Here is a 23,055-nt window from a genome sequence, read left to right on the forward strand (position 1 = left end):
CGCGTGAGGGGCCGGGGTGCGGGGTGGAATGGTCAAGACTTGGATCCCTTTGGGATCCCGTTCGGAAAGGTGCTGGACGACCCTGGACGCCCGGACGGAGAGTGGCGGACATGAGCGATCACGATCACGCGCCTGTCGCAGCCCACGAGCCGCCCTACTACGTCGCCGTGTTCACCTCCGTACGGAGGGAGGACGACGCCGGGTACGGGGAGACCGCCGAGCGGATGGAGGAACTGGTGCAGCAGATCCCGGGCTACCTGGGAATGGACTACGCGCGGACGCCGGGCGGACTGGCCATCAGCGTCGGGTACTTCCGGGACGAGGACGCCATCAAGCAGTGGAGTGCGCACGCCGAGCACCTGGCGGCACAGCGGCGCGGCCGGGACGAGTGGTACGAGCGGTACACCCTGCACGTCGCCAAGGTCGAGCGGAGCCATGGGTTCGAGCGTGCCCGCGGCTGAGCGGGAGGGCGCGGCCGGCGTCGAGAAGGTGCCGGGCGAAGGGCCCAGGGAGGAGCTGGGCGAGGTGCCCAGGGAGGTGCAGGGCGAGGAACCCCTGCTGACTCCGGGCGAGGCGTCGGAGGTGCGGGGGTTCTGGGAGGGGCTCGGGCTGCCCGGACTCGTCGACGTCCACACGCACTTCATGCCCGAGCGGGTGCTGCGCAAGGTCTGGGACTACTTCGACGGGCTCGGTGAGCTCACCGGCGGCGTCGAGTGGCCGATCACCTATCGCGCGGACGAGGACGAACGGCTCGCGCTGATCCGGGAGTTCGGGGTACGCGCCTTCACGGCGATGGTGTACCCGCACAAGGCGGGCATGGCCGAGTGGCTCAACTCCTGGGCCGTCGACTTCGCCCGCCGGACCCCGGACTGCCTGCACACCTCCACCCTGTTCCCCGAGCCGGGCGTCGAGCGGTACGTGCGCGAGGCGGTGGAGGCGGGTGCGCGCGTCTTCAAGGCGCATGTGCAGGTGGGGGCGTACGACCCGGGGGACGAACTCCTCGACCCCGCCTGGGGATTGCTCGCCGAGGCGGGTGTTCCCGTCGTGATCCACTGCGGATCGGGGCCCTCGCCCGGCAAGCACACCGGACCGGGACCGGTCGCGGCGGTCCTCGGCCGGCATCCCCGGCTGCGACTCGTCTTCGCGCATATGGGGATGCCCGAGTACGCGGACTTCCTCGGCCTCGCCGAGCGGTACGACGAGGTGCGGCTCGACACGACCATGGCGTTCACGGACTTCAGCGAGCGGCTCGCGCCGTTTCCGCCGGAGCTGCTGCCCCGGCTCGCCGACCTCGGGGACCGGGTGCTCCTCGGCACCGACTTCCCGAACATCCCGTACCCGTACGTCCACCAGCTGCGCGCGCTGGAACGGCTCGGGCTGGGGGACGACTGGCTGCGGGCGGTCTGCCACGAGAACGGCGCACGCCTCTTCGGCCTCGGCTGAGGGCGGGGGCGGGGCCCTGGACCAGGGCCCCGCCGGGAACCGCGTGATCTTCCCAGGAGTTTCCTGAGAGGCACCTGTGCGTTTCTCAGGGAAATCACAGGTTGCCGAAAGGATGCTCTCAGCGGCGCCCACCAAGGTGTCCGCTATGACCACGACCTCGCCCCAGGGGCGCACCGAACTGCTGAGGCCGGACGGGAGCCCCGTCCGGGTGCTTGTGGTGGACGACGAGCTGTCGATCACCGAGCTGCTGTCCATGGCCCTTCGCTACGAGGGCTGGCAGATCCGCAGCGCGGGTGACGGGACGGGTGCGGTGCAGACCGCGCGCGAGTTCCGGCCCGACGCCGTCGTCCTCGACATGATGCTGCCGGACATGGACGGGCTGACGGTGCTCGGCCGGCTCCGCCGGGAGCTGCCCGATGTCCCGGTGCTGTTCCTGACGGCGAAGGACGCGGTCGAGGACCGGATCGCGGGGCTCACGGCCGGTGGCGACGACTACGTCACCAAGCCGTTCAGCCTGGAGGAGGTCGTGGCCCGGCTGCGCGGTCTCATCCGGCGTTCGGGCGCCGCCGACCGGCGGTCCGAGTCCGTGCTCGTCGTCGGGGACCTCACCCTCGACGAGGACAGTCACGAGGTGTCGCGGGGCGGTGACAACATCCACCTGACCGCGACGGAGTTCGAGCTGCTGCGCTTCCTGATGCGCAATCCGCGCCGGGTGCTGAGCAAGGCGCAGATACTCGACCGTGTGTGGTCGTACGACTTCGGTGGGCAGGCCAATGTGGTCGAGCTCTACATCTCGTATTTGCGCCGCAAGATCGACGCCGGGCGCGAGCCGATGATCCACACCCGGCGTGGGGCCGGATATCTGATCAAGCCCGCCGTGTCATGAGCGGACGACGACGGCCGCGAGCGCAGAAGAGGCGAGGACGACAGCCGCGCACCCTGCGGGCGCGGCTCGTCGTCTCGGCGGTCGCGCTCATCGCCGTGGTCTGCGCCGTGATCGGCACGGTGACGACCATCGCGCTGGACCAGCATCTGTACCACCAGCTGGAATCGCAGGTCACCGACGCCGGCCAGCGGCTCTCGGGTCCCCCCGCGAGCCTGCGGGGCGCGAACCCCGGCGACGGAAGTCAGGATCCGGTCAAGCCGAACGGCGACGGGGCGCCGGCCTCCGACGAGGGTCTCTCCAGTGAGGACAGGCTCGAGAAGTTCGTCACCATGGGCGGGCAGCAGACGAAGACCATAGCGGCCGAACTCGGCAGCGACGGTGGAGTCGACAACGCGGTCGTCGCCGCGGAGCAGTCCAGCAGCAGCGCCGGCTTCCAGCGGATGAAGGCCGTTTCGCTCACCGCCGGACAGAAGGCCGTGCTCGCCGCCGTCGCCAGGGACGGCGAGCCCCACACCGTGGACATCCCGGGCCTGGGCGAGTACTACGTCATGTACGTGACCGGCGCTCACGGCAGCTACTACGTCGCCCTGCCCACCGAGTCCGTCAGCAACACCATCGACACCCTCATCCTCGTCGAGGTGAGTGTCACCGGCGCCGGTCTCATCGCCGCCGGAATCGCGGGCAGTGTGCTCGTCAGCCTGGCCCTGCGCCCCCTGCGCAAGGTCGCCGCGACCGCCACCCGCGTCTCCGAACTCCCCCTGCACACCGGCGAGGTCACTCTCTACGAGCGTGTCCCGGAGTCCGAGTCCGATCCGCACACCGAGGTCGGGCAGGTCGGGGCGGCCCTCAACCGCATGCTCGACCACATCCACGGCGCGCTGCAGGCACGGCAGCAGAGCGAGATGCGCGTACGGCAGTTCGTCGCGGACGCCAGCCATGAGCTGCGGACGCCGCTGGCCTCCATCCGCGGGTACGCCGAGCTGACCAGACGCGGCAGAGAAGAGACCGGTCCCGACACCCGGCACGCGCTCGGGCGGATCGAGTCCGAGGCCAGCCGGATGACGGGGCTGGTGGAGGACCTGCTGCTGCTCGCGCGGCTCGACGCCGGGCGGCCGTTGCAGCACGAGCAGACCGACCTCGTACCCCTGGTGATCGATGCCGTCAGTGACGCGCGGGCCGCCGGGCGGGAGCACAACTGGCGGCTCGAACTGCCAGAGGAGCCCGCGCTGGTGTCGGCGGACGCCGCCCGCCTGCAGCAGGTCATGGTCAATCTCTTCGCGAACGCGCGCACCCACACCCCACCGGGGACGACCGTCACCGCGCGGGTGCACCGGCACGGGCCGTGGCTGTGCGTGGACGTCCAGGACGACGGACCCGGTATTCCGGCCGATCTGCTGCCGCGCGTCTTCGAGCGGTTCGCGCGAGGCGACTCGTCGCGTTCCCGTTCCTCCGGTTCGACCGGTCTCGGGCTCGCCATCGTGCAGGCCGTCGCGGCCGCGCACGGGGGTGCGGTGACCGTGGACAGCGTGCCCGGCAGGACCGTGTTCACGCTGCATCTGCCCGCGCTCGCCCTGGAAACATCCTGGCAACCGCACTCACAGGTACAGCACAGCGCCACCACATGGGTGCAACAGGGGGCTTGACGAGAGTCGTTCCCATGCGAACCGACTCTTCTCCCGGCAACCTGCCGGCGCGGGAGCACCTCCCGGCCGGAGACGCCGGTACGCCTGTCCTGGACGTAGTGATCCCCGTCTACAACGAGGAGAAGGACCTCCAGCCATGTGTGCTCAGACTCCACGAGCACCTCAAGCGCACGTTCCCGTACGCGTTCCGCATCACGGTGGCGGACAACGCGTCGACGGACACCACCCCTCAGGTGGCGGCGCGGCTGGCGGCACAGATCCCGGAGGTCACGTCCTTCCGGCTGGAGCAGAAAGGCCGCGGCCGGGCGCTGCGGACCGTGTGGTCGGCGTCCGACGCGCCGGTCCTCGCGTACATGGACGTGGACCTGTCCACCGATCTGAACGCGCTGCTGCCGCTGGTGGCTCCGCTGATCTCCGGTCACTCGGACCTCGCGATCGGCTCGCGGCTGTCCCGCTCCTCGCGTGTGGTGCGGGGCGCCAAGCGGGAGTTCATCAGCCGCACGTACAACCTGATCCTGCGCGGCTCGCTCCAGGCCCGCTTCTCGGACGCGCAGTGCGGCTTCAAGGCGATCCGCCGTGATGTCGCCCAGGTGCTGCTGCCCCTGATCGAGGACACCGGCTGGTTCTTCGACACCGAGATGCTGGTGCTGGCCGAGCGGGCCGGGCTGCGCATCCACGAGGTTCCGGTCGACTGGGTCGACGACCCTGACTCGACCGTCCACATCGTGAAGACCGCGACGGACGACCTCAAGGGGGTGTGGCGCGTGGGACGCGCTCTCGCCACCGGTTCGCTGACGCTCGACCGGCTCGCCCGGCCCTTCGGGGACGACCCGCGCGACCGCGAACTGATCGACGTGCCCAAGGGACTGGCCCGTCAGCTCGTCGGCTTCTGCGTCGTGGGCGGCCTGTCCACGCTCTTCTATCTCCTGCTCTACAGCGGCTTCCGCTCCTTCTCGGGATCGCAGGTCGCCAACGCGCTCGCGCTGCTTCTGTCGGCGGTCGCCAACACGGCGGCCAACCGGCGGCTGACCTTCGGCGTACGCGGCCGGGGCGGCGCCGTCCGGCACCAGGCGCAGGGCCTGGTCGTCTTCGCCATCGGGCTGGCCCTGACCAGCGGCTCCCTCGCCGCCCTGAACGCGGCGACGAGCGATCCCTCGCACTCCACCGAGCTGGCGGTGCTCATCGCCGCCAACCTCGCGGCGACCGTGCTGCGCTTCCTGCTCTTCCGCGCCTGGGTCTTCCCGGACCGCCAGGGCGAGTCACCGTCGCCGTCCCCGGTGGTGGCCTCGCACCAGCCGGGCCCGCCGGTCCACCCGACGGGCGTACGGCACGGCGTGGACGCGCGTGCCCCGCTGCCGCAGCGCCCGACGGCGCCCTCGTCCTCGTACGACACGGCCCAGTTCCGCGCCGGTGAAGCCGCGGACCGCACCTGGGGGGACTCGACCATGCAGTTGCAGGCGGTGCGCCCGCACGATCACGATCCGAGGAACGCGCGATGACGACACAGCCCGATACGAGTACCGACGCGGTTGCCGGCACGACTGCCGACGCGAGTACGAGCCGTCCGGGGGGCCTGAGTTCAGCCGTCGGCGCCGGCTCCACGGCGGGTGCCGAGGTCTCCGGAAGCTCCGGTCACTCCTGGGGGCCGCCCGCCTCGGCGCTCCCCCCGGAGCCGGCCCCGCCCGCGGCGGCACCCGGGTCCGGTGAGCCCGAGGAGCCGTTCTTCCGGCGGGCCTGGAGAGGCCGGCCCGAGGACCCGCGCTGGGCGCGCCCCGCTCTGCTCGGTCTGCTGCTCGCCACCGCGGTGCTGTACCTGTACAACCTGAGCGCTTCCGGGTACGCCAACTCCTTCTACTCCGCGGCCGTGCAGGCCGGCAGCCAGAGCTGGAAGGCCTTCTTCTTCGGCTCGCTCGACTCGGCCAACGCCATCACCGTCGACAAGCCCCCGGCCTCGCTGTGGCCGATGGCCCTGTCGGTACGGATCTTCGGGCTCAGCTCCTGGGCGATCCTCGTTCCCGAGGTGCTCATGGGCGTCGCCACGGTCGGCGTCCTGTACGCGGCCGTGCGCCGCAGGTTCAGCCCGGCGGCAGGTCTGATCGCGGGCGCGGTGTTCGCGCTCACTCCCGTCGCCGCGCTGATGTTCCGGTTCAACAACCCGGACGCGATGCTCGCGCTGCTCATGACCGTCACGGTCTACTGCGTGATCCGCGGCCTGGAGGACGGCCGGACGAAGTGGCTGGTCTGGGCGGGCGTCGCGGTCGGCTTCGCCTTCCTCGCCAAGACGCTCCAGGCCTTCCTGATCCTTCCGCCGCTGGCCGTGCTGTACGCGGTCTGCGCGCCGGTGAGGCTGCGGAAGCGGTTCGCGCAGCTGGGCCTCTCGGCGGTCGCGATGGTCGTCGCCGGAGGCTGGTGGGTCGCGATCGTCGAACTGTGGCCCGCGTCCTCCCGCCCGTACATCGGCGGCTCGCAGAACAACTCCTTCCTGGAGCTGACGTTCGGCTACAACGGCCTCGGCCGTATCAACGGCGACGAGACCGGCAGCGTCGGAGGCGGCGGTGGCGGCGGTGGCACCGGGCAGTGGGGTGAGACCGGCTGGGACCGGATGTTCAACTCCGATATCGGCAGCCAGATCTCGTGGCTGCTCCCGGCGGCCCTGATCCTGCTGGTGGCCGGCATCGTCCTCACCCGGAGGGCGAAGCGGACCGACCTGGCCCGCGGCTCGTTCCTCGCCTGGGGCGGCGCGCTGCTGATGACCACGCTCGTCTTCAGCTACATGGCCGGCATCTTCCACCAGTACTACACGGTGGCCCTGGCCCCGTACATCGCCGCGGTGGTCGGCATGGGCGCGACGGTGCTGTGGGAGGAGCGGGGCAAGGTGTGGGCGTCGCTCACCCTCGCCGGCGCGGTCACCGCGTCCGCGGCCTGGGGATATGTCCTCCTCAACCGCACCTCCGACTATCTGCCGTGGCTCAAGTGGCTGGTCCTCGTCGGCGGTCTGGCCGGCGCGCTCGGCCTGATCTTCGCGGGCCGGCTGGGCCGCCGACTGGCCCTCGCGGCCGTCGCGTTGAGCTTCGTGACCGCGGTCGCGGGTCCGACGGCGTACACGCTCTCCACCGTGAACACCGGGCACACCGGCTCCATCGTGACGGCCGGTCCGTCCGGGGCGAGCATGATGGGCGGCGGTCCCGGCGGCGGTGGCGGTGGCATGCGGGGAGGGTTCCCCGGTGGCGGCCAGAACCAGCAGAACGGCAACGGCACCACGCAGAACGGGCAGCAGGGCGGTGGCATGGGCCGGCCCCCGACGGGCGGTACCGGTGGCTTCCCCGGCGGGAACCAGCAGGGCAACGGCAACACCCAGGGCCAGAACCAGCAGGGCGGTATGCCCGGGGGCGGTACGGGTGACGGCGGCATGGGCGGGGGTGGCGGCGGTGTCGGAGGACTGCTGAACGGCGCGACCGTCAGCTCCAAGGCCAGGACGCTGCTGTCGAAGAACGCGGACGACTACACCTGGGCGGCGGCGGCCGTCGGCTCCCAGAACTCCGCGAGCTATCAACTGGCCACCGGAAAGCCGGTGATGGCCATCGGCGGCTTCAACGGAACCGACCCGTCCCCGACCCTGGCCCAGTTCAAGAAGTACGTGACGGACGGCAAGGTCCACTACTTCATCTCGGGCGGCGGCATGGGTGGTGGCGGCAACTCCGCCACCACCTCCAGCTCCTCGCAGATCAGCTCGTGGGTCACGGCCAACTTCAAGAAGGTGACGGTGGGTTCGGCCACCTTCTACGACCTGACGCAGCCGACGAGCGGCAGTTGACGGGCAGTCGTCCGCGGGTCCGTTGGCGGCCGGTGGTCCGGTGAGCGGGCCGGTGGCCGGTAGGTGGGCGGTGGTCCGGTAGGTGGGCGGTGGTCCGGAGCGAAGACGCTCCGGGCCACCGCCTTTTCGCGGCGCGATGATGTGTCGCCCAGCGAACAGCCGCAGTTCGCGGCGAACGTCGAGAGTGCGGCGGATCTCATGGAGGCGCGGGGCGGGGACACCGTCTCGGAGATGCGGGAGCGGGACTTCTCGTTCGCGCTGGAGATGCTGGTCGCGGGGATCGAGGCGATGGTGGCGCGGGGCTGAGCCTCGCGTGGGCGCCTGCCGGGGTGCGTGCGGGTCCGGTGGGTGGGTCGGGGCCGTGCCGGTACATCCCAGTCCGTCGCCGCTGGATCAGACGTGAGTTCTGAACGGGAGCCGCTGCTCGATCCGAACGTAAGCGACGGACATAGGGATGTACCGGCAGGGGCCCCTCCCGCCGGATCCCGGCTGCGGGTCGTACGTGGCGAAGATTCAGCCCCTCCGGCGTTTGAGGAGCGGGGTCTGGGGCGGAGCCCCAGGGGCGGGACGGGTAGGGGCGGAGGGGGCGAGGAAAGGCTTGTTCGGGCGGGCTAGTCCTGGGGGGCCAGGTGGGCGGGGAAGCCGCCGGTGGCGACCGGGCCCCAGCGGGTCGGGGTGATGCGGATGATCGACTTGGCCTGCTTGCGCATGGCCTCTCGGTACTCGTCCCAGTCGGGGTGCTCACCGGCGATGTTCCGGTAGTACTCGACGAGGGGCTCGACGGAGTCGGGGGAGTCGAGGACCTCGGCGGTGCCGTCGATCTGGACCCAGGGGCCGTTCCACTCGTCGCTGAGGACGATGAGGCTGACCCGGTCGTCCCGCTTGGCGTTCCGCGTCTTGGCACGCTCGGGGTACGTCGAGACGACGATGCGCCCCGAGTCGTCGACACCGCAGGTGAGCGGGGAACCCTGGGGGCCGCCGTCGGCCCGGCGGGTGAGCAGGACGGCCCGGTGCCGGGGGCGCACGAAGTCCAGCAACTCGTCCAGGGAGACAGAGGTGTTCGTCGCGATGTTGGGTGCCATGCGATCAGCCTAGGCCGGGTGCCCCGGAGCCGCCCGCGGGCTGAGCCGGTGGGCGGCACCGGACCCGAACGGAGCAGCTAAAGTGCTGTTCGTCCTGTGCTCGCAGTCAGGAATGTGCTGCGGAGCTCTCCTGCGCATGGCCGTATGGCCGTGCATGCCGAAGAGGTTCGTGGTGGCTGCGTCCGAGTTTTCTGAATTGCCCCGTTGTGCTACGGGTTTCGAGCTGGCCGATGCCCTGATGGCCGCGGCGCAGCAGTTGCACGAGACGGAGAGTCCTCACAACACCCTGCGCACCGCCGTCCGGCTGGCCGTCCACATCCTGCCCGGTGCCGAGCACGCCGGGATCTCCGTCATCGAGCGCAACGCCCACCGGCAGACCCTGGCCTGGACGGACGAGGTCGTCCGTTCCGCCGAGGCCCTGACGGCGGACCGCGACCGTCACCCGTACTGGAGCCGGCTCTGGACGGCGCCGGTGGCCCGGATCGAGGACAGCTCCTCGGCCGAGGGGGACGGGGAGCTCGGGCTGTCGGGCCTCGGGCTGAGATCGGTGCTCTCGTTGCGGCTGCGGGTCGACCAGCGCCGGCTCACCGTCCTGACGGCGTACGCGCGCAAGCCCCGCGTCTTCGACGAGTCGGCCACCCGGATCGGGCGGCTGTTCACCGCGCATGTCAGCATCGCGCTGGACTCGGTGACCATGCGCGAACAGCTCACCGAGGCGATGCGCACCCGGGATCTGATCGGTCAGGCCACGGGCATCCTCATGGAGCGGCTCGACATCGACGCGTCCGAGGCCTTCGACAGCCTGGTGCGGACCTCCCAGCGGGAGAACATCAAGCTCCGTGACCTGGCCCGGCGGATCGTGGACGCCAGTGAGGGCGAGTAGCCGGGTGAGGCGCGCTCACGCCGCCGGCAGCGCGTCTCCCTGCACCGCCTGGATGTCCAGCTCCACCTTCAGGGTCGTACCGATGGCGGAGATGCCCGCCTGGACGACCTGGTTGTAGTGCATGGCGAAGTCCTCGCGGTGGAGTTCGGCGGTCGCGCGGAACGCGGCGCGGGTGCCGCCCCAGGGGTCGGCGCCGGTGCCGAGGTAGGAGAGGTCCAGGTCGACGGGACGTGCGACACCGTGCAGGGTGAGTTCGCCGTGCACGGTCCAGCGGTCGGCGCCGGCCGGTGTCAGGCCCGTCGAACGGTAGGTGATCCGCGGGTACTTCTCGATGTCCAGGAAGTCCGGCGACTTCAGGTGGGTGTCGCGCATGCCGTTGCCGGTGTCGATCGAGGCGGCCGTGATCGTCGCCTCGACGCGGGACGCGGCCACCTCGTCGGGGGCGATCTCGATACGGCCCGCGAAGTCCGTGAAGCGGCCGTGCACGCTGGAGATGCCCAGGTGCTGGGCGACCACGCCGATCGAGGAGTGCGCCGGGTCGATGGTCCACGGTCCCGGCGGGGGCAGCTCGGTGCCGCCCCTGCGGGCCAGCGTCACCTGGCCGACCTCGGCACGGCCCGCCGCCGTGACGATCGCTCCGGCCGCGGCGGGCGCGTACCCGAGAGCGGTCACGATCACCGTGTACGCGCCGGGCTCGAGGCTCGTGGTGTCGTGCACGGCTCCTTCGGCGTCCGCCTCGGCCCGCAGCACCTGCGCGCCGCTCGTGTCGGTCACCGTGACGACCGCGTGCGACACGGCCCATCCGTCCCGTGTACGGATCCTCGCGGTCAGTCCCATGGCAGTAACTCCTTGCGATGCGGCAATGAAAACCGGCCCGTGGGGGGCGCGCCTCCGCTCAGAGCGCGCGCATCCCCACGGGCCGGGGCTCGGGCTACTCGCCGGGGTGGGCGAGTTCGATCTCGTGGCCGTCCACGCCACGGCCGCCGACGGTCAGCGCGGTCGCCACCGGCGGATAGCCCGCCGCGATGACGGTGTACTCGCCGCCGTCCAGGTCGGTGAAGGCGTAGGCGCCGTCGGTGCCGGTCCTGGCCGTGCCGACCACGTTGCCGGCCGCGTCCACGAGCGTCACGCGGGCGTCCGACAGGGGGCCGTGCGGCGCCCGTACGACACCCTGGACCTGGGCGCCCGAGTCGAGGTCGACCTCGATCCGGGTGACCCCGGCGCCGCCGACCTCGACGGGCAGCGCCCGCGGCCGGTGACCCGCGGCGTTCACCGCGACCGTCACGACGCCCGGCACCAGTTCGGCGAAGGCGAACTCGCCCTGCTCACCGGTGGTTCCGGAGGCCAGCACATCACCGCGGACGTCGGTCACGATCACCATCGCGTCCTTGACCGGGTCACCGCCCTCGGCGGCCCGGACCACACCGCTCAGCCCGCTGGTGCCGCTCAGCAGGATGTCGTACGCGAGCGGCTCGTCGTTCACGACGATCGTCGAGGCCTGCGGCTGGAAGCCGTCGGCGGAGGCGATCAGGACGTAGGAGCCCACACCGGGCGCGTCCACCGCGTAGGAACCGTCGGCCTGCGCGACCGAGCGGCCGAGCTGCCGTCCCGCCGGTGAGATCAGCGTGACCGCGGCCTGCGGTACGGGCGCGCTCTCGGTGCCGCGGACCTGACCGTGCACCGTGATGCCGCCGGACGCGGGCTGCGGGGTGCCCTCCCTCGTCGCGGTGGCGACGGCGGCGAGCCGCTGCGTGCCCTCGGGGGCCGCCTCGGTGGTGGCGACGGCCGGGGCGAGGGCCGCGGTGGCCGCGGCCTCGACGGCTTCGGCGACGGGAGCCTCGGTGACCGGTTCCCCGGACTTCTCCGCGGCGGCCTGCGCCATCGCGCCGGACGTCCGCAGCGGGACCTCCTTGATGAACAGCACGATGAGGAAGGCGATCAGCGCCATGCCCGCGGCGATCAGGAAGACGTCCGCGATGCCGTGGCCGTACGCGCTCTCCATCACGGTGCGCAGCGGCGCGGGCAGCTTGTCCATGTCCGGGATGCTGGAGCTGGAGTCCGAACCGGAGCCCAGGGCGGCGTACTTGGGGCCGAGGTCGGTCAGTCCGTCCTTCACGTAGTCGGTGATCCGGTTGGCCATGACCGCGCCGAGCGCGGAGACGCCGATCGCACCGCCGAGGGAACGGAAGAACGTCACGGTGGAGCTCGCCGCGCCCAGGTCGGACGGCGCCACCTGGTTCTGCGTGGAGAGCACCAGGTTCTGCATCATCATGCCGATGCCGAGGCCCAGCAGCGCCATGAAGATCGCGATGTGCCAGTAGGCCGTGTCGTAGCGGATGGTGCCGAGGAGGCCGAGGCCCGCGGTGACCAGGAAGCCGCCGCTGACCAGCCAGTACTTCCACCGTCCGGTCTTGGTGATGACCTGGCCGGAGACCGTGGAGGAGATGAACAGGCCGGCGATCATCGGGATCGTCATGACACCCGACATCGTCGGGGACTTGTCCCGCGCCAGCTGGAAGTACTGGCTGAAGAACACCGTGCCGGTGAACATCGCGACACCCACGAAGAGCGAGGCGAGGGAGGAGAGGGTGATGGTGCGGTTGCGGAACAGCCGCAGCGGGATGATCGGCTCGCTCGCCCGGGACTCGACCAGCACGAACAGCAGGCCGAGGAGGATCGCGCCGCCGACCATCGTGTACGTCTGCCACGAGACCCAGTCGTACTTGTCACCCGCGAAGGTGACCCAGAGCAGCAGCAGCGAGACCGCGGCGGAGATGAAGAACGCGCCGCCCCAGTCGACCTTCACGTCCCGCTTCACGACGGGCAGATGCAGGGTCTTCTGCAGCACGATCAGCGCGATGATCGCGAACGGCACACCGACGTAGAAGCACCAGCGCCAGCCGAGCCAGCTGGTGTCGGTGATGACACCGCCGAGCAGCGGGCCGCCGACGGTTGCGACGGCGAACGTCGCGCCCAGGTAACCGGAGTAGCGCCCGCGCTCCCGCGGGGAGATCATCGCGGCCATCACGATCTGCGCGAGGGCGGACAGACCGCCGACGCCGATGCCCTGCACGACACGGCAGGCGATCAGCATGCCGGCGTTCTGCGAGAGACCGGCCGCGGCCGACCCCAGCACATAGATGATGAGCGCTATCTGGACGAGCGCCTTCTTGCTGTACAGGTCGGACAGCTTGCCCCACAGGGGCGTGGCCGCGGTCATGGAGAGCAGCGCGGCCGTGACGACCCAGGTGTACGCGGACTGGCCGCCGCCCAGGTCGCCGATGATCTCGGGGAGCGCGTTGGAGACGATCGTCGACGACAGGATCGCGACGAACATGCCGAGCAGCAGCCCGGAGAGCGCTTCCATGATCTGCCGGTGCGTCATCGGAGCGCCGTCGGCGGCGCCTCCGTGCTTGGCGTGAGAGCCCCGCACACCGGCTGGTGTGGTCGTTGCCATGGGCTTCCTTTTCTTACGTACTTACGCGGGTGTACGGGTGGTCAGTTCTGATACGTCTGTCGCATACGGGGGAGGGTGCGCGGGCGTCCGCTGCGTGGAGCGGCAGTCGCCGAAGCTCTCGCGCAGCCGGCCCATCAGCTCGATGAGCAGTCCGACCTCGTCGTCGGACCAGTGGCTCAGCCGGTCGGCGAGCAGCCGCGATGTGCGCAGGGAGAGCTCGTCGAGCTGCTCCTGGCCGGCGTCGGTGAGGCGCAGGATGCGTGAGCGCTTGTCGGCCGGGTCGGGGGACCGTTCTATCCAGCCCCGGTCGGCGACGTGCGCGACATGGCGGCTGGTCACCGACATGTCCACGGACAGCAGCTCCGCGAGCCTGCTCATCCGCATCTCGCCGTACCGGCCGAGCAGCGTGAGCACGGCGGCGGAGCCTCCGGGGCAGTCGGGCGGCAGGATCCGTCCCATGTCCCTCTTCACGGCACCGATGGCGCTGAGCCGACGAGCCAATTCCTCGTACTGCGCCTGCTCGGCCATCGCACCCCCTGTATTCGTTGCTTGGGGCAACCATAAAAGCAGTTGGTTGCTGCAGGCAAACGAGTTCGGTGCTTCAGGGATAAAAACTTGGCAAAGGCAAGCATTGGCGAATGTAAACACGCAGGTGGGATGCGGTGGCCGGTCTCTGGTTCGCCCGGTGGCGCGCCCGGCCCGGGTGGGCGCGCCACCCGGCGAGGTCCGGTTCCGGGGTGCGGCCGACAGGAGGGACCGGCCGGGGGGGCTCGCGAGGTCCGCAGGGTGAGTTCTCGCGAGGTTCACCGGGGAGAGGTCAGAGCGGGCGCGTCGACGGGTGAGTACGGCGCCGGTGGGCGCGGCGCCGGTGGGTGCTGCGACGGTGGGTGCGGCGACGCTGGGTGCTGCGACGGTGGGTGCGGCGCCGGTGTGAAGGCGCCTCGCGGCCGGTGTGAAGGGGCCTCGTGAGCCGCGTGAAAGCCCGTCGCGATCGGCGTGAAGGGGAACCCTGCACTTGGGCAGCCCCCGCGTATTCGCTAGGGTCCTGGCCTATGGCAAACACCCAGGGCCCCGAGGGCAACTACGACCCCGCGGGCAGCACCCAGATGTTCCGTGCGTTCGTCGACGAGGCCCCCCAGGGCCGGCAGCAGCAGGCGGCCGCTCCCGCGGGTCCGCGCGTGGGTCTGATCATCGGCGTCGTCGTCGCCGTCGTGGTCGTCGCCGCGGTGGCCTGGCTCGCGCTCAAGTAACCGGGCGGGGCCGCGCCCTACTTCCACCGGACGGACACGTCCCGCGTCTCGATGTGCATGCCCAACGGCACCCGCCACGCGTCGACGCACACCGTCCAGGTCCTGCTCTTCCTCGCGCCGGCGGCGATCGGCGCGGGAAGGGTCTCGGTCGACCCGATCGTCGCCCAGTCGATCCCGAGCGACCCGATGATGTGCGTCCCGAACGTCACCGTGCCCGAACGCACCGCCGTACCGCCGGTGTTGCGGAAGGAGACGGTCACCTTCTCGCACCACCGATGATCGGCGGCCGCGCGCGAGGTGTCGCTCACGCCGAGCACGGCGGGCCCGGCGGTCGCCGTGGCCCCGGGCGGCGCGGAGGAATGCCCCGAACTCCCGCCCGTACGGCCGGAGTCGCCGCCGGAGGACGCGGAGGATCCGCCACCGGAGGATGACGAGGACCCGCCGGCGCCGCCGGTCCCCGTGTCTCCCGGACCACCGTCGCCGGCACCCGAACCACCCGCGCCTCCCCGACCGCCGGTAGACGCGTCCGGGCTCTCCGCGTCACCGGCGCCGCCTGCCGGGAGCGAGCCCGGATCACCGGTGGCCGCCTTCCCGGTGCCGGAACTCCCTTTGTTCCCGGCGACGTTGGAGCCGTCCGCGGACTCGCCGCGCAGCGGCACCAGGGACACCTCGCCCGAAGGTGCCACCGCGGCCCCCGACGCCCGCGGAGAGCCGCCCGCGGCCCCGACGGCGACATAGCCGCCGCCACTTCCGTCGCCCGCGCACGCGGCCAGCGCTCCGCCCAGACACAGCACGGCCGCCGAGGCACCCATCAGGGCACCTCGGCGACCGCGTATCGACTCGTGACGCATCGCGCCAGTGTGGCTGACGATCCGTCAATTATGAACCCCGCGTGGGGCGGTCAGTCGGAGATGAGACCTTCCCGCAGCTGGGCAAGGGTGCGGGTGAGGAGACGGGAGACGTGCATCTGCGAGATGCCGACCTCCTCGCCGATCTGCGACTGGGTCATGTTCGCGAAGAAGCGGAGCATGATGATCCGGCGCTCGCGGGGCGGCAGCTTGGCGAGCAGCGGCTTGAGCGACTCGCGGTACTCCACGCCCTCCAGGGCGGTGTCCTCGTAGCCGAGGCGGTCCGCGAGGGAGCCCTCGCCGCCGTCGTCCTCCGGGGCGGGCGAGTCGAGCGACGACGCCGTGTACGCGTTGCCGACGGCGAGGCCGTCGACCACGTCCTCCTCGGACACCCCGAGAACGGCGGCGAGTTCGGCGACCGTCGGCGAGCGGTCGAGCTTCTGCGAGAGCTCGTCGCTGGCCTTGGTGAGGGCGAGCCGCAGCTCCTGGAGGCGCCGCGGAACGCGGACCGACCAGGACGTGTCACGGAAGAACCGCTTGATCTCGCCGACGACCGTCGGCATCGCGAAGGTCGGGAACTCGACGCCGCGCTCGCAGTCGAAGCGGTCGATCGCCTTGATCAGGCCGATCGTGCCGACCTGGACGATGTCCTCCATCGGCTCGTTGCGGGAGCGGAAGCGGGCCGCCGCGTACCGGACGAGCGGGAGGTTGAGCTCGATGAGGGTGTCCCGGACGTAGCCACGCTCCGGGCTGTTCTCGGCGAGTGCGGCGAGCCGCAGGAAGAGGGAGCGGGACAGGGTCCGGGTGTCGATGGCGCCCGAAGACTCGGGTACCAGAACGGCTTCCGGGGCCTCGGCGGCAGGGACATCGTGAAGCGCGGCGTGCGCCTCGGGCGCTGCGTCGCTCTTCGTGAGCGTGAGCACCTTCGAGCTGCCCTGATCTGCGGACATGCCACCCCCTTTGGGTCGCGGACGGTCGCGGCAATCGCTCCCGTCGGAGGAACGCAGCCTCCACCTGAATACCGGAGGCGGGGCCGCGGCAAACGCGCTTCCGGAAGAATGTCACATGTCGGCAACACGCTGTAGTGACATGTCGACATGGAGAGGGTGGATCGGCCCTGGAAAAAGGGGGTCTGACGGTTTTTCAGCGCTGAAACGACAGAAAATGCGAGCTTGAGCGATTCGCTCTTTTCGGTTACGCCTCGATCCTGTTTGCGGATCGAAGACGCGCGAAGCTGCGGGCGAGGAGCCTTGACACATGCATCTGGGAGACTCCCAGCTCGGCGCTGATCTGCGACTGGGTGAGGTTGCTGTAGTAGCGCAACAGCAGGATCCGCTGCTCCCGTTCGGGCAGTTGTACGAGCAAATGCCGTACGAGGTCGCGGTGTTCGACGCCGTCGAGCGCGGGGTCCTCGTAGCCGAGCCGGTCGAGCAGTCCCGGCAGACCGTCGCCCTCCTGGGCCGCTTCGAGGGAGGTCGCGTGATACGACCGTCCCGCTTCGATGCAGGAGAGCACCTCGTCCTCGGAGATGCGCAGCCGTTCGGCGATCTCCGCGGTGGTGGGCGAACGCCCGAAGGCGGTCGTCAGGTCCTCGGTCGCGCTGTTCACCTGCACCCACAGCTCGTGCAGCCGGCGCGGTACGTGGACCGTGCGAACGTTGTCACGGAAGTACCGCTTGATCTCGCCGACGACCGTCGGCATGGCGAAGGTGGGGAACTGCACTCCGCGGTCCGGGTCGAAGCGGTCGATCGCGTTGATCAGGCCGATGGTGCCGACCTGGACCACGTCCTCCATCGGCTCGTTGCGCGAGCGGAAGCGGGCCGCCGCGTACCGGACGAGCGGGAGGTTCGCCTCGATGAGGGCGCCGCGGACCCGGTTGTGCGCGGGGGTGCCCGGCTCCAGCGTCTTGAGCTCGCCGAAGAGCACCTGGGTGAGGGCCCGGGTGTCGGCGCCGCGGCGCCGCTCCTGCGTGACCTCCTGGATCGGCGCGGGACCGGGTGCGGGATCCGGCGCGAGGCCGGGGGCGGGGTTCGATACGGGATCCGGCGCGGGGCCGGGTGCGGGATCCGGCGCGGGGCCGGCTTCCGGGCCGGGTGAGGGGCCGGGGCTCGTCGGGGCATGCGCCGAGGCGCTCGGTGCGGTGGTCGGTGCGGCGTTCGGTGCCGTGGTCTGTGCCGGGGGCGAGGCCGGGGCCGGGGCGGGCGTGAGGGCCGGTGCCGGGGCCGTGGCCGGGGCTTCCTCCTGGGGCGGCGCAGTACTGGCCGACACGGTCAACGCCACCTCTTCATTCGTCAACGATCCGTCAACGTATCCGTCAACTCATCCGTCAAAAGCGGTCATAGCATCACAAGACATGTGCACTGTGTGCAAGCACCGCATAACGCCGTGTTGGAGCCGAGTTGGAGGCGATATGGGCCGTTGGACGGTGAAAACCCCTGACCGGTTGAGGTCAGGGGCTGCGGAAGAGCGTGCGATCAAGAACGATCAGAACGGGTAATCGGCGATCACCCAAGTGGCGAACTCCCGCCAGAGCGCGACGCCGGCCTGGTGCGCCGGGTGCTCCAGGTAACGCTTGAGGGCGTCGGTGTCGTCGACGGCGGAGTTGATCGCGAAGTCGTACGCGATGGGCCGGTCGGTGATGTTCCAGTCGCACTCCCAGAACCGCAGCTCCGGGATCTGCTCGCCGAGCGCGCGGAAGGCGGCGACGCCCTCGACGACGCGGGGCTCGTCGCGCCGGACGCCGTCGTTGAGCTTGAAGAGGACCAGATGGCGGATCACGGACACTCCCTGGTGGTGCGGTTCTCTACTCGGTCGCGCCTCGCCCGGTCACACCCGCTCCGCGTGGGGCGCGCAGACACCCTGCGGCGCGGGCCCGTCCTGCGGGCTCCGCCGTGCGGGACCTGCCGCGCGGGCGTCGGCGCCGGGCGTCAGTTCTGGGCTCCGTCGGCGATCCAGCTCATGAAGTCGCCGACGGCCTGAGCGGCGCTCGATATGCCCTCGAAGCCTATCTGGACGTAATCGGCGGCCTTGGCCGGATCCGTGATGATCACGTAGAGCACGAAGACCACGAGTATGTAGATGGCGATCTTCTTCGAATTCACCGCCATCGCGGCCTCCCCTGTGACTGCTGCGCCCGGTGGGCCCCCTGTTGCCGGCGGTGAGTGTAACCTTCACGCCGCCTTTAAGGACCAACGGCCCGCTGGTCGAGGTCTTTTGCCGGGCCGGAGCGGCGCTCCGGCGGCGCAGGATGAAGGGGAGCCCCGGCGGAATCGTCAGGAGTCCCCGGGGCCTGGAGGGACCTCACTGCGGGGTCCTCGCCGCAGACTTCCCCCCGAGACGGCGGCGTGGACTTGTGGGTCCTTCCCATCAGGGGAAGCGGCGTCCCCGATGGCGCCGCTTCCCCCGTCCTCTGTGGGAGCGGAGAACCCTTGTGGGTGCGGAAGCCCCGGCGACCGATCGGCGCCGGGGCTCTTCCGTACCCGGAGCCGTACGACGTCCCCGCCCCCGGAACGCACGAAGGGCCCCGTCTTTCGACGAGGCCCTTCAGAAGCGGTAGCGGAGGGATTTGAACCCTCGGTGACTTGCGCCACACTCGCTTTCGAGGTCTGTTCGTGCTGGTCAGGGCATGATCCATAGCTGTTCAACCTCGTTCATTCCCGTACTCCTGCCCGCCGCGTGAACCGTTGCGGACGGCTTCGGACGGGGGTGAATGAGACGGAAACTGAGACGGAGCCGACCCGCACTCACCAGGCACTATCCCCACTGGCAGAAGGCGACGGAAGCGTCATCTCCTGACTTGTAGCGCGGCCATCGTTGCCCCCGGGGGTCCGTGGCTTCCACCTTCCGGACGGTGTCGATCAGCTCTCGCGGTCCGCCAGCCCGAAGCGTCGCAAAGACTTCGGGCCAGGTCGACTGGGCATAGTCCGTCACGAGACAGGCAGCACCATCGGACAGTAGAGCAGCGGCGCGCACATCGGCGGCAGGAACTCTGCCTGTCACCGCGTGTTCTGCCGCTTCGGGGCTGGCGGCTGCGATCCAATAGCCAGCCGCCGTGTTACGGGTCTCCCGCTGCGCGAGCACCAGGTTCCGCAGTGCCTCTTTGTGCTCTGCTGTATGCGTCGGGTGCTGGGCGACTTCGGCCTTCAAGTCGGGAAGGATTTGATCCACCCGGAGATCGGTGATCACGGAAAAGCACTGATGGCCTTCGAGCACGATGGGGGAGTCTGCCAAGACGAGGTGGTCCAAGGACCCCTCTCGCTGCCGGAGGATCGCAACCGTCGCCGAGGGCGTGCCGGGATTGCCGAGATCGCATTCAGGGTGCAGCGCCGCCACCCCTTCGAGGGCGCTTGCCAATCCGGCCGTGAGCGTGGTCTCCGGGTCGGCCAGCGCGGCGACAAGCTGACTGCCGAGGCGCCCGACATACCAAGGCACACCGTGGCGACATCCGGTGTCCAGGCCCGCCGTGCTGAGTCCGTCCAGCACGACGGCAAGGGTCGGCGTGCCAGCCACCCAATCTTCATTGGGTGCGGCTCCACCAGGTTGGGTGTCGATGGCGACGCGCATGCTCAGCCTTCGTGTCGGTACAGCGGGGTGATGCGTCGACTCTCCTGCACTTCAAGCGTCTTCGGGTCGTAACGGCACGAAATCAAGGTGGAGAACCTGCGCGTGCGAACCTCTCGGTACAGCTCTGCCAGGTTGTTCTCCAGGAAGTGGACGACCCCGCTCGCACCTATGGCGTGGATGCCAGCGATGTAGAGGAACGTCCCCTTGCCGTCCAGGCGAGGGAGACGGCCCAGGTATCCAACGTCGCCGTCCGACCCGTCTTCGTCCAAGGGGGACCGGTACTTCTTGCCGGCCACCTGGTCGATCAGGTGCCACGCCGTGTCCTTCTCGAACCGAAGGCTGTCGTCCCCTTCAAGCACCTGCGCCACGATCGGGGAGCGGCGCGGACCACAGATGACGACGTGGTTGTCCCGGTTGAGGTTGACGATTCCAGTCGGCGGAATCACTTCGTACTGCGCGTCAAGCTTCATGCCAGTGACCAACTTGCGCAGGTGTTCGAAGTTGTTCAGGTCCTCCCGGGTGACAACCTCGCTGGGGTTTTGATCAGGACCTTTGCCCGCTTCGTACATGCCGGCAACCGACACCGTGACCATGTCCGTGCCGAAGAACGCGCGTTCCGGCGGCGGGCCGGCAGACGCAAGTTGGCCGACGCGCCCCCGACTGACTCCGAGTCGCTTCGCAATCTCGGCTTGCGTCATGCCCGATGCCTGGGCCTCCTCGATCGCTTCCCGGCGGATGCGAGACAGCTCATTCACGTGGCTCTGATACCGCGCCATCAGGTCGATTGAGGCTTTGGCGCGGTCAACGGGGTCCGTGATCCCAGAGACCTTCTCCATGTCGTCCTGCACGTTTCTCCTAACCTCGCCTAGGGGGGCTATCAGACTCTATCGCGAGAGGGGGTTGCGCGCAGCCGCGAGTTTGCCTACGGTACCTAACAGGCGAGACGGCAACCCCCCCTAAGCAAGTCGGGGAAGTCGCATCGTGGCCGTTTGACCTGCACTGACAGCACCCGGAGGAAAGCCCGCGAGGGTCAGTACGAAGGAAGTGCTCGTTGCTTCAGAACTCAACAGTGTGCCAAGTGAAAGCCCGCCCCGGCATTGAAGCCGTGAGGGCGCGGGATCGAATCCCGCCCGGGGCACTTCGGCCGCAGGCCTGCGGTCGTGCTGCGCGATCAGTTGCGCAGCGTTCACCTTCAACGGCGCGCGGCCCCGGTGCTCGAACACCGGGACCGCTGTTCGGGCCGTTCACCTGCTAGGGAGAACACGACCCATGAACCACATCGTCACTGTTCAGGACGTTGTTACCGCGTTCGCCGACTTCATGGAGCCGACGGATGCGGAGCTGGACGCGATCGAGCGGGAGATGCCCGTCATCACGGCGGACATCGAGCTGCTGGACGCGCAGATCGTCACCCTTGACCGCACCCCCACCGAGCTGGACGTCCGCCGGATCCGGCGGGCGCAGCGCCGGGCGCTGGTCGCCCGCCGCGAGCTGGCCAACCGCACCGCCGGCGCGAGCACGTCCGGCGGTGCGGCATGAACCTTCACCGCAAGGGACGGGCCGCTCTCGTGCTGGCCCTGGTCGCCGTGGTCGCCATGGCGTTCCGCGTGTCATGGAACGCGTTGCGGGACATCGCCAACGCGGTCGGCGCGGACAACACGGCCGCGACGCTCTACCCGTTCGTGGTCGATGGCCTGATGGCCCTGGCCCTGGTCGCCACGCTGGTCCTGACGGGCAAGGCGCGGGACTTCGCACTGCGGGTACTGGGCGCCTACACGCTCGCCTCGCTGGTACTCAACTACGTGCACGGCCTCGTGCCGAAGCTGCACGACGCGCAACTCGACTGGACGCGCCTTGCCGACTGGGACCCCGCGAACTGGGCCCTGGTCCTGCTCGCGACGTCGCTTCCGGTCGGGTCGATCTACTTCGGTTCCGATCTGGTCGCCAAGGTTCTCCATCACCGCCCCACCCCGATTCCCCGGCCGGACGCGAATGCGGAGGAATCCACCGAGATCATAAGGAATCGGTCTACGGCTGACCTCGCGGTATCGACCCCGGCACCCGCCCCGGTCGCACCGCGGATGATGCCCGATCCGGTGACCGTCGACTTCCTCAAGTCGACCCAACTGGCCAAGCCGATCCCGGCCCCGGCGCCTGCTCCGGTCGCGGCGATCGAGCGTCGTCCGGTGGCCGCTGAGTCGACCCGATCGCGTCGGGCGACGGGACGCGTTCCCGCCGCCGCTCGATCGGCACGGCCGCGCCGCACCACTGATCAACTGCTCGATGAGGCCCGCACTGCAACGGCCGATTGGACGGACGCGCAGATCACGGCGGAAGGCATCCGCCGCACCGTCCGCACGTCACCGGCGAACGCCCGCACCCTGCGGGACACCCTGCTTGCCGAACGCGCCGCCTGAACTCTCCCACCATCTCTTGGAGTTCCGCTGTGACCAGCACCAACGCTGCTCCGAGCACCATCGACTACGCGTGGCACGCGCACGTGACCGTGCCCGGTGAGGGCCGTGCGTTCGCCCACGGAACCGTCACCGTCCCCTTCTCCTTCTGCTGGGACCGCGTCACCCGCGAAGTCGCCGCATGGCTGCGCTCGCAGGGCTCGACCGTCCAGCTCGCCGACATTCATCTCATCCTCGCCCCGCGCGCCTGACCGGAGGGATCGACCATGTCCAAGCCCAACACTCGCCGCCTGGACCAGGCCATCCGCGAGACGAATCGCAAGCTCGATGCCGTGCGCAAGGGTGAACTGTGGCCGCTGACCGGTTCGGAGCGCCGTCAGATGCTCGCCGCGCTCGCCGGCGGCTCCTACCGGGTGCTGCGCGGCAAGAGCACCGGCCGCGCGGACAACCGGATCGACTCCGTCTCCACCTCCGCAGAAACCCGGCTGATCGCTGAAATCACCGCCTTGCAGGTCGAACGACAGCGACTCGTCACCGAAGCGGCGCAGGCCAAGGCCGCGAAGAAGTCCTCCGGCTGGTGGTGAGCGTGGCCAGCCTGAACACGCCTCCCGGTGAGTGCCCGCAGTGCTGGCAGCACGCCCAGGACCCTCGCGCCCACCGCAACCTCCGGCCGCGCGAGGACTGCCCGCAGTGCGTTGACCACATGAACAACGGCCACCCCAACATCGTGCCGAAGAAGTCCCGCTGGTGGTGACGCGCACCCCCGCCGCCG

General features: G+C 69.9%; 24 protein-coding genes and 1 pseudogene. 14 read left to right on the forward strand and 11 right to left on the reverse strand.

Features of this window, described 5'->3' with window-relative positions:
• The first annotated feature begins 110 nt into the window (after positions 1 to 110).
• From OOK38_RS14005 to OOK38_RS14035, 7 genes and pseudogenes are all read left to right on the forward strand, one after another.
• Positions 111 to 461: an antibiotic biosynthesis monooxygenase gene (locus OOK38_RS14005; protein WP_266848457.1), complete on the forward strand. Its 351-nt coding sequence runs from the start codon at positions 111 to 113 to the stop codon at positions 459 to 461.
• Positions 462 to 558: 97 nt separating this feature from the next.
• Positions 559 to 1,443, forward strand: coding sequence for an amidohydrolase family protein (locus tag OOK38_RS14010; RefSeq protein WP_266849337.1), 885 nt, complete (start codon positions 559 to 561; stop codon positions 1,441 to 1,443).
• A 145-nt stretch (positions 1,444 to 1,588) separates the two neighbouring features.
• A complete protein-coding gene (locus tag OOK38_RS14015; RefSeq protein WP_261703843.1) occupies positions 1,589 to 2,329 on the forward strand; it encodes a response regulator transcription factor in 741 nt (246 codons plus the stop codon).
• Positions 2,326 to 3,972: a HAMP domain-containing sensor histidine kinase gene (locus OOK38_RS14020; protein WP_266760425.1), complete on the forward strand. Its 1,647-nt coding sequence runs from the start codon at positions 2,326 to 2,328 to the stop codon at positions 3,970 to 3,972. The genes OOK38_RS14015 and OOK38_RS14020 overlap by 4 nt, the downstream gene beginning before the upstream one ends.
• 14 nt (positions 3,973 to 3,986) lie before the next feature.
• Complete coding sequence (locus OOK38_RS14025; RefSeq protein ID WP_266848459.1) at positions 3,987 to 5,471, forward strand: bifunctional glycosyltransferase family 2/GtrA family protein; 1,485 nt, start codon at positions 3,987 to 3,989, stop codon at positions 5,469 to 5,471.
• Positions 5,468 to 7,786 (forward strand): glycosyltransferase family 39 protein, encoded by a 2,319-nt coding sequence (locus OOK38_RS14030; protein ID WP_266848461.1) that lies wholly within the window; start codon positions 5,468 to 5,470, stop codon positions 7,784 to 7,786. Before OOK38_RS14025 ends, OOK38_RS14030 begins: the two co-directional genes overlap by 4 nt.
• Before the next feature lie 183 nt (positions 7,787 to 7,969).
• Positions 7,970 to 8,092: pseudogene (locus OOK38_RS14035) on the forward strand (TetR/AcrR family transcriptional regulator); the annotation flags it as partial.
• A 305-nt stretch (positions 8,093 to 8,397) separates the two neighbouring features.
• Here the strand turns inward: OOK38_RS14035 and OOK38_RS14040 are convergent.
• Positions 8,398 to 8,868, reverse strand: a complete 471-nt coding sequence (locus OOK38_RS14040; protein ID WP_266848463.1) for a PPOX class F420-dependent oxidoreductase — start codon at positions 8,866 to 8,868, stop codon at positions 8,398 to 8,400.
• 154 nt (positions 8,869 to 9,022) lie between these two features.
• Here OOK38_RS14040 and OOK38_RS14045 point away from each other — a divergent pair, with 154 nt between their 5' ends.
• Positions 9,023 to 9,751: a GAF and ANTAR domain-containing protein gene (locus tag OOK38_RS14045; RefSeq protein ID WP_266849339.1), complete on the forward strand. Its 729-nt coding sequence runs from the start codon at positions 9,023 to 9,025 to the stop codon at positions 9,749 to 9,751.
• Positions 9,752 to 9,766: 15 nt separating this feature from the next.
• Here OOK38_RS14045 and OOK38_RS14050 read toward each other — a convergent pair whose 3' ends face one another.
• The 3 genes from OOK38_RS14050 to OOK38_RS14060 all read right to left on the reverse strand — a co-directional run bounded on the left by OOK38_RS14050 (position 9,767) and on the right by OOK38_RS14060 (position 13,736).
• Entirely contained in the window at positions 9,767 to 10,588 is an 822-nt protein-coding gene (locus OOK38_RS14050; protein WP_266848465.1) for a YceI family protein, read from the reverse strand.
• A 94-nt stretch (positions 10,589 to 10,682) separates the two neighbouring features.
• Positions 10,683 to 13,208, reverse strand: coding sequence for an MFS transporter (locus OOK38_RS14055; protein ID WP_266760417.1), 2,526 nt, complete (start codon positions 13,206 to 13,208; stop codon positions 10,683 to 10,685).
• A 21-nt stretch (positions 13,209 to 13,229) separates the two neighbouring features.
• Complete coding sequence (locus tag OOK38_RS14060; RefSeq protein WP_266760416.1) at positions 13,230 to 13,736, reverse strand: MarR family winged helix-turn-helix transcriptional regulator; 507 nt, start codon at positions 13,734 to 13,736, stop codon at positions 13,230 to 13,232.
• A 524-nt stretch (positions 13,737 to 14,260) separates the two neighbouring features.
• Here OOK38_RS14060 and OOK38_RS14065 point away from each other — a divergent pair.
• Entirely contained in the window at positions 14,261 to 14,458 is a 198-nt protein-coding gene (locus OOK38_RS14065) for a hypothetical protein (RefSeq protein WP_266760415.1), read from the forward strand.
• 17 nt (positions 14,459 to 14,475) lie between these two features.
• On the opposite strand, the gene OOK38_RS14070 is transcribed toward OOK38_RS14065, so the two are convergent.
• The 7 genes from OOK38_RS14070 to OOK38_RS14100 form a co-directional block, all read right to left on the reverse strand.
• Complete coding sequence (locus OOK38_RS14070; protein ID WP_266760413.1) at positions 14,476 to 15,270, reverse strand: hypothetical protein; 795 nt, start codon at positions 15,268 to 15,270, stop codon at positions 14,476 to 14,478.
• Positions 15,271 to 15,359: 89 nt separating this feature from the next.
• Positions 15,360 to 16,256, reverse strand: coding sequence for an RNA polymerase sigma factor SigF (locus OOK38_RS14075; protein ID WP_266760411.1), 897 nt, complete (start codon positions 16,254 to 16,256; stop codon positions 15,360 to 15,362).
• A gap of 244 nt (positions 16,257 to 16,500) precedes the next feature.
• Entirely contained in the window at positions 16,501 to 17,574 is a 1,074-nt protein-coding gene (locus OOK38_RS14080; RefSeq protein WP_266848467.1) for an RNA polymerase sigma factor SigF, read from the reverse strand.
• 216 nt (positions 17,575 to 17,790) lie between these two features.
• Positions 17,791 to 18,084 (reverse strand): Dabb family protein, encoded by a 294-nt coding sequence (locus OOK38_RS14085; RefSeq protein ID WP_266760408.1) that lies wholly within the window; start codon positions 18,082 to 18,084, stop codon positions 17,791 to 17,793.
• A gap of 149 nt (positions 18,085 to 18,233) precedes the next feature.
• On the reverse strand, positions 18,234 to 18,413 hold the full coding sequence (locus OOK38_RS14090) for a hypothetical protein (RefSeq protein ID WP_266760406.1): 180 nt from the start codon (positions 18,411 to 18,413) through the stop codon (positions 18,234 to 18,236).
• Positions 18,414 to 19,059: 646 nt separating this feature from the next.
• Positions 19,060 to 19,869: a protein phosphatase 2C domain-containing protein gene (locus tag OOK38_RS14095; protein ID WP_266760404.1), complete on the reverse strand. Its 810-nt coding sequence runs from the start codon at positions 19,867 to 19,869 to the stop codon at positions 19,060 to 19,062.
• Between the two features lie 2 nt (positions 19,870 to 19,871).
• Positions 19,872 to 20,717, reverse strand: a complete 846-nt coding sequence (locus tag OOK38_RS14100; protein ID WP_266760402.1) for a sigma factor-like helix-turn-helix DNA-binding protein — start codon at positions 20,715 to 20,717, stop codon at positions 19,872 to 19,874.
• 421 nt (positions 20,718 to 21,138) lie between these two features.
• Here OOK38_RS14100 and OOK38_RS14105 point away from each other — a divergent pair, with 421 nt between their 5' ends.
• Genes OOK38_RS14105 through OOK38_RS14125 form a run of 5 tightly spaced genes read left to right on the forward strand, consistent with a single transcriptional unit; the run spans position 21,139 to position 23,037 of the window.
• Complete coding sequence (locus OOK38_RS14105; protein WP_266760400.1) at positions 21,139 to 21,408, forward strand: DUF6284 family protein; 270 nt, start codon at positions 21,139 to 21,141, stop codon at positions 21,406 to 21,408.
• Positions 21,405 to 22,286 carry a DUF2637 domain-containing protein gene (locus OOK38_RS14110; protein WP_266760398.1) on the forward strand — a complete coding sequence of 294 codons (882 nt, stop codon included), beginning with the start codon at positions 21,405 to 21,407 and terminating at the stop codon, positions 22,284 to 22,286. Before OOK38_RS14105 ends, OOK38_RS14110 begins: the two co-directional genes overlap by 4 nt.
• A 29-nt stretch (positions 22,287 to 22,315) precedes the next feature.
• Entirely contained in the window at positions 22,316 to 22,534 is a 219-nt protein-coding gene (locus OOK38_RS14115) for a hypothetical protein (RefSeq protein ID WP_266760396.1), read from the forward strand.
• Between the two features lie 15 nt (positions 22,535 to 22,549).
• Positions 22,550 to 22,867 (forward strand): hypothetical protein, encoded by a 318-nt coding sequence (locus OOK38_RS14120; RefSeq protein ID WP_266760394.1) that lies wholly within the window; start codon positions 22,550 to 22,552, stop codon positions 22,865 to 22,867.
• Positions 22,861 to 23,037, forward strand: coding sequence for a pRL2-8 (locus tag OOK38_RS14125; RefSeq protein WP_266760392.1), 177 nt, complete (start codon positions 22,861 to 22,863; stop codon positions 23,035 to 23,037). The genes OOK38_RS14120 and OOK38_RS14125 overlap by 7 nt, the downstream gene beginning before the upstream one ends.
• The last annotated feature ends 18 nt before the right edge of the window (positions 23,038 to 23,055 follow it).

Origin of the sequence: Streptomyces sp. NBC_00568 (assembly GCF_026341855.1) — a bacterium.
Classification (GTDB): Bacteria; Actinomycetota; Actinomycetes; order Streptomycetales; family Streptomycetaceae; genus Streptomyces.

What these genes read in the sequence shown, in the direction of transcription:
- OOK38_RS14060 (WP_266760416.1), bottom strand. Translation starts at nt 13,736, where the DNA reads ATGGCCGAGCAGGCGCAGTACGAGGAATTGGCTCGTCGGCTCAGCGCC.
- OOK38_RS14070 (WP_266760413.1), bottom strand. Translation starts at nt 15,270, where the DNA reads ATGGGTGCCTCGGCGGCCGTGCTGTGTCTGGGCGGAGCGCTGGCCGCG.
- OOK38_RS14055 (WP_266760417.1), bottom strand. Translation starts at nt 13,208, where the DNA reads ATGGCAACGACCACACCAGCCGGTGTGCGGGGCTCTCACGCCAAGCAC.
- OOK38_RS14005 (WP_266848457.1), top strand. Translation starts at nt 111, where the DNA reads ATGAGCGATCACGATCACGCGCCTGTCGCAGCCCACGAGCCGCCCTAC.
- OOK38_RS14095 (WP_266760404.1), bottom strand. Translation starts at nt 19,869, where the DNA reads ATGCGCGTCGCCATCGACACCCAACCTGGTGGAGCCGCACCCAATGAA.
- OOK38_RS14030 (WP_266848461.1), top strand. Translation starts at nt 5,468, where the DNA reads ATGACGACACAGCCCGATACGAGTACCGACGCGGTTGCCGGCACGACT.
- OOK38_RS14045 (WP_266849339.1), top strand. Translation starts at nt 9,023, where the DNA reads ATGCCGAAGAGGTTCGTGGTGGCTGCGTCCGAGTTTTCTGAATTGCCC.
- OOK38_RS14090 (WP_266760406.1), bottom strand. Translation starts at nt 18,413, where the DNA reads ATGGCGGTGAATTCGAAGAAGATCGCCATCTACATACTCGTGGTCTTC.
- OOK38_RS14075 (WP_266760411.1), bottom strand. Translation starts at nt 16,256, where the DNA reads ATGTCCGCAGATCAGGGCAGCTCGAAGGTGCTCACGCTCACGAAGAGC.
- OOK38_RS14040 (WP_266848463.1), bottom strand. Translation starts at nt 8,868, where the DNA reads ATGGCACCCAACATCGCGACGAACACCTCTGTCTCCCTGGACGAGTTG.
- OOK38_RS14020 (WP_266760425.1), top strand. Translation starts at nt 2,326, where the DNA reads ATGAGCGGACGACGACGGCCGCGAGCGCAGAAGAGGCGAGGACGACAG.
- OOK38_RS14025 (WP_266848459.1), top strand. Translation starts at nt 3,987, where the DNA reads ATGCGAACCGACTCTTCTCCCGGCAACCTGCCGGCGCGGGAGCACCTC.
- OOK38_RS14015 (WP_261703843.1), top strand. Translation starts at nt 1,589, where the DNA reads ATGACCACGACCTCGCCCCAGGGGCGCACCGAACTGCTGAGGCCGGAC.
- OOK38_RS14110 (WP_266760398.1), top strand. Translation starts at nt 21,405, where the DNA reads ATGAACCTTCACCGCAAGGGACGGGCCGCTCTCGTGCTGGCCCTGGTC.
- OOK38_RS14065 (WP_266760415.1), top strand. Translation starts at nt 14,261, where the DNA reads ATGGCAAACACCCAGGGCCCCGAGGGCAACTACGACCCCGCGGGCAGC.
- OOK38_RS14105 (WP_266760400.1), top strand. Translation starts at nt 21,139, where the DNA reads ATGAACCACATCGTCACTGTTCAGGACGTTGTTACCGCGTTCGCCGAC.
- OOK38_RS14120 (WP_266760394.1), top strand. Translation starts at nt 22,550, where the DNA reads ATGTCCAAGCCCAACACTCGCCGCCTGGACCAGGCCATCCGCGAGACG.
- OOK38_RS14050 (WP_266848465.1), bottom strand. Translation starts at nt 10,588, where the DNA reads ATGGGACTGACCGCGAGGATCCGTACACGGGACGGATGGGCCGTGTCG.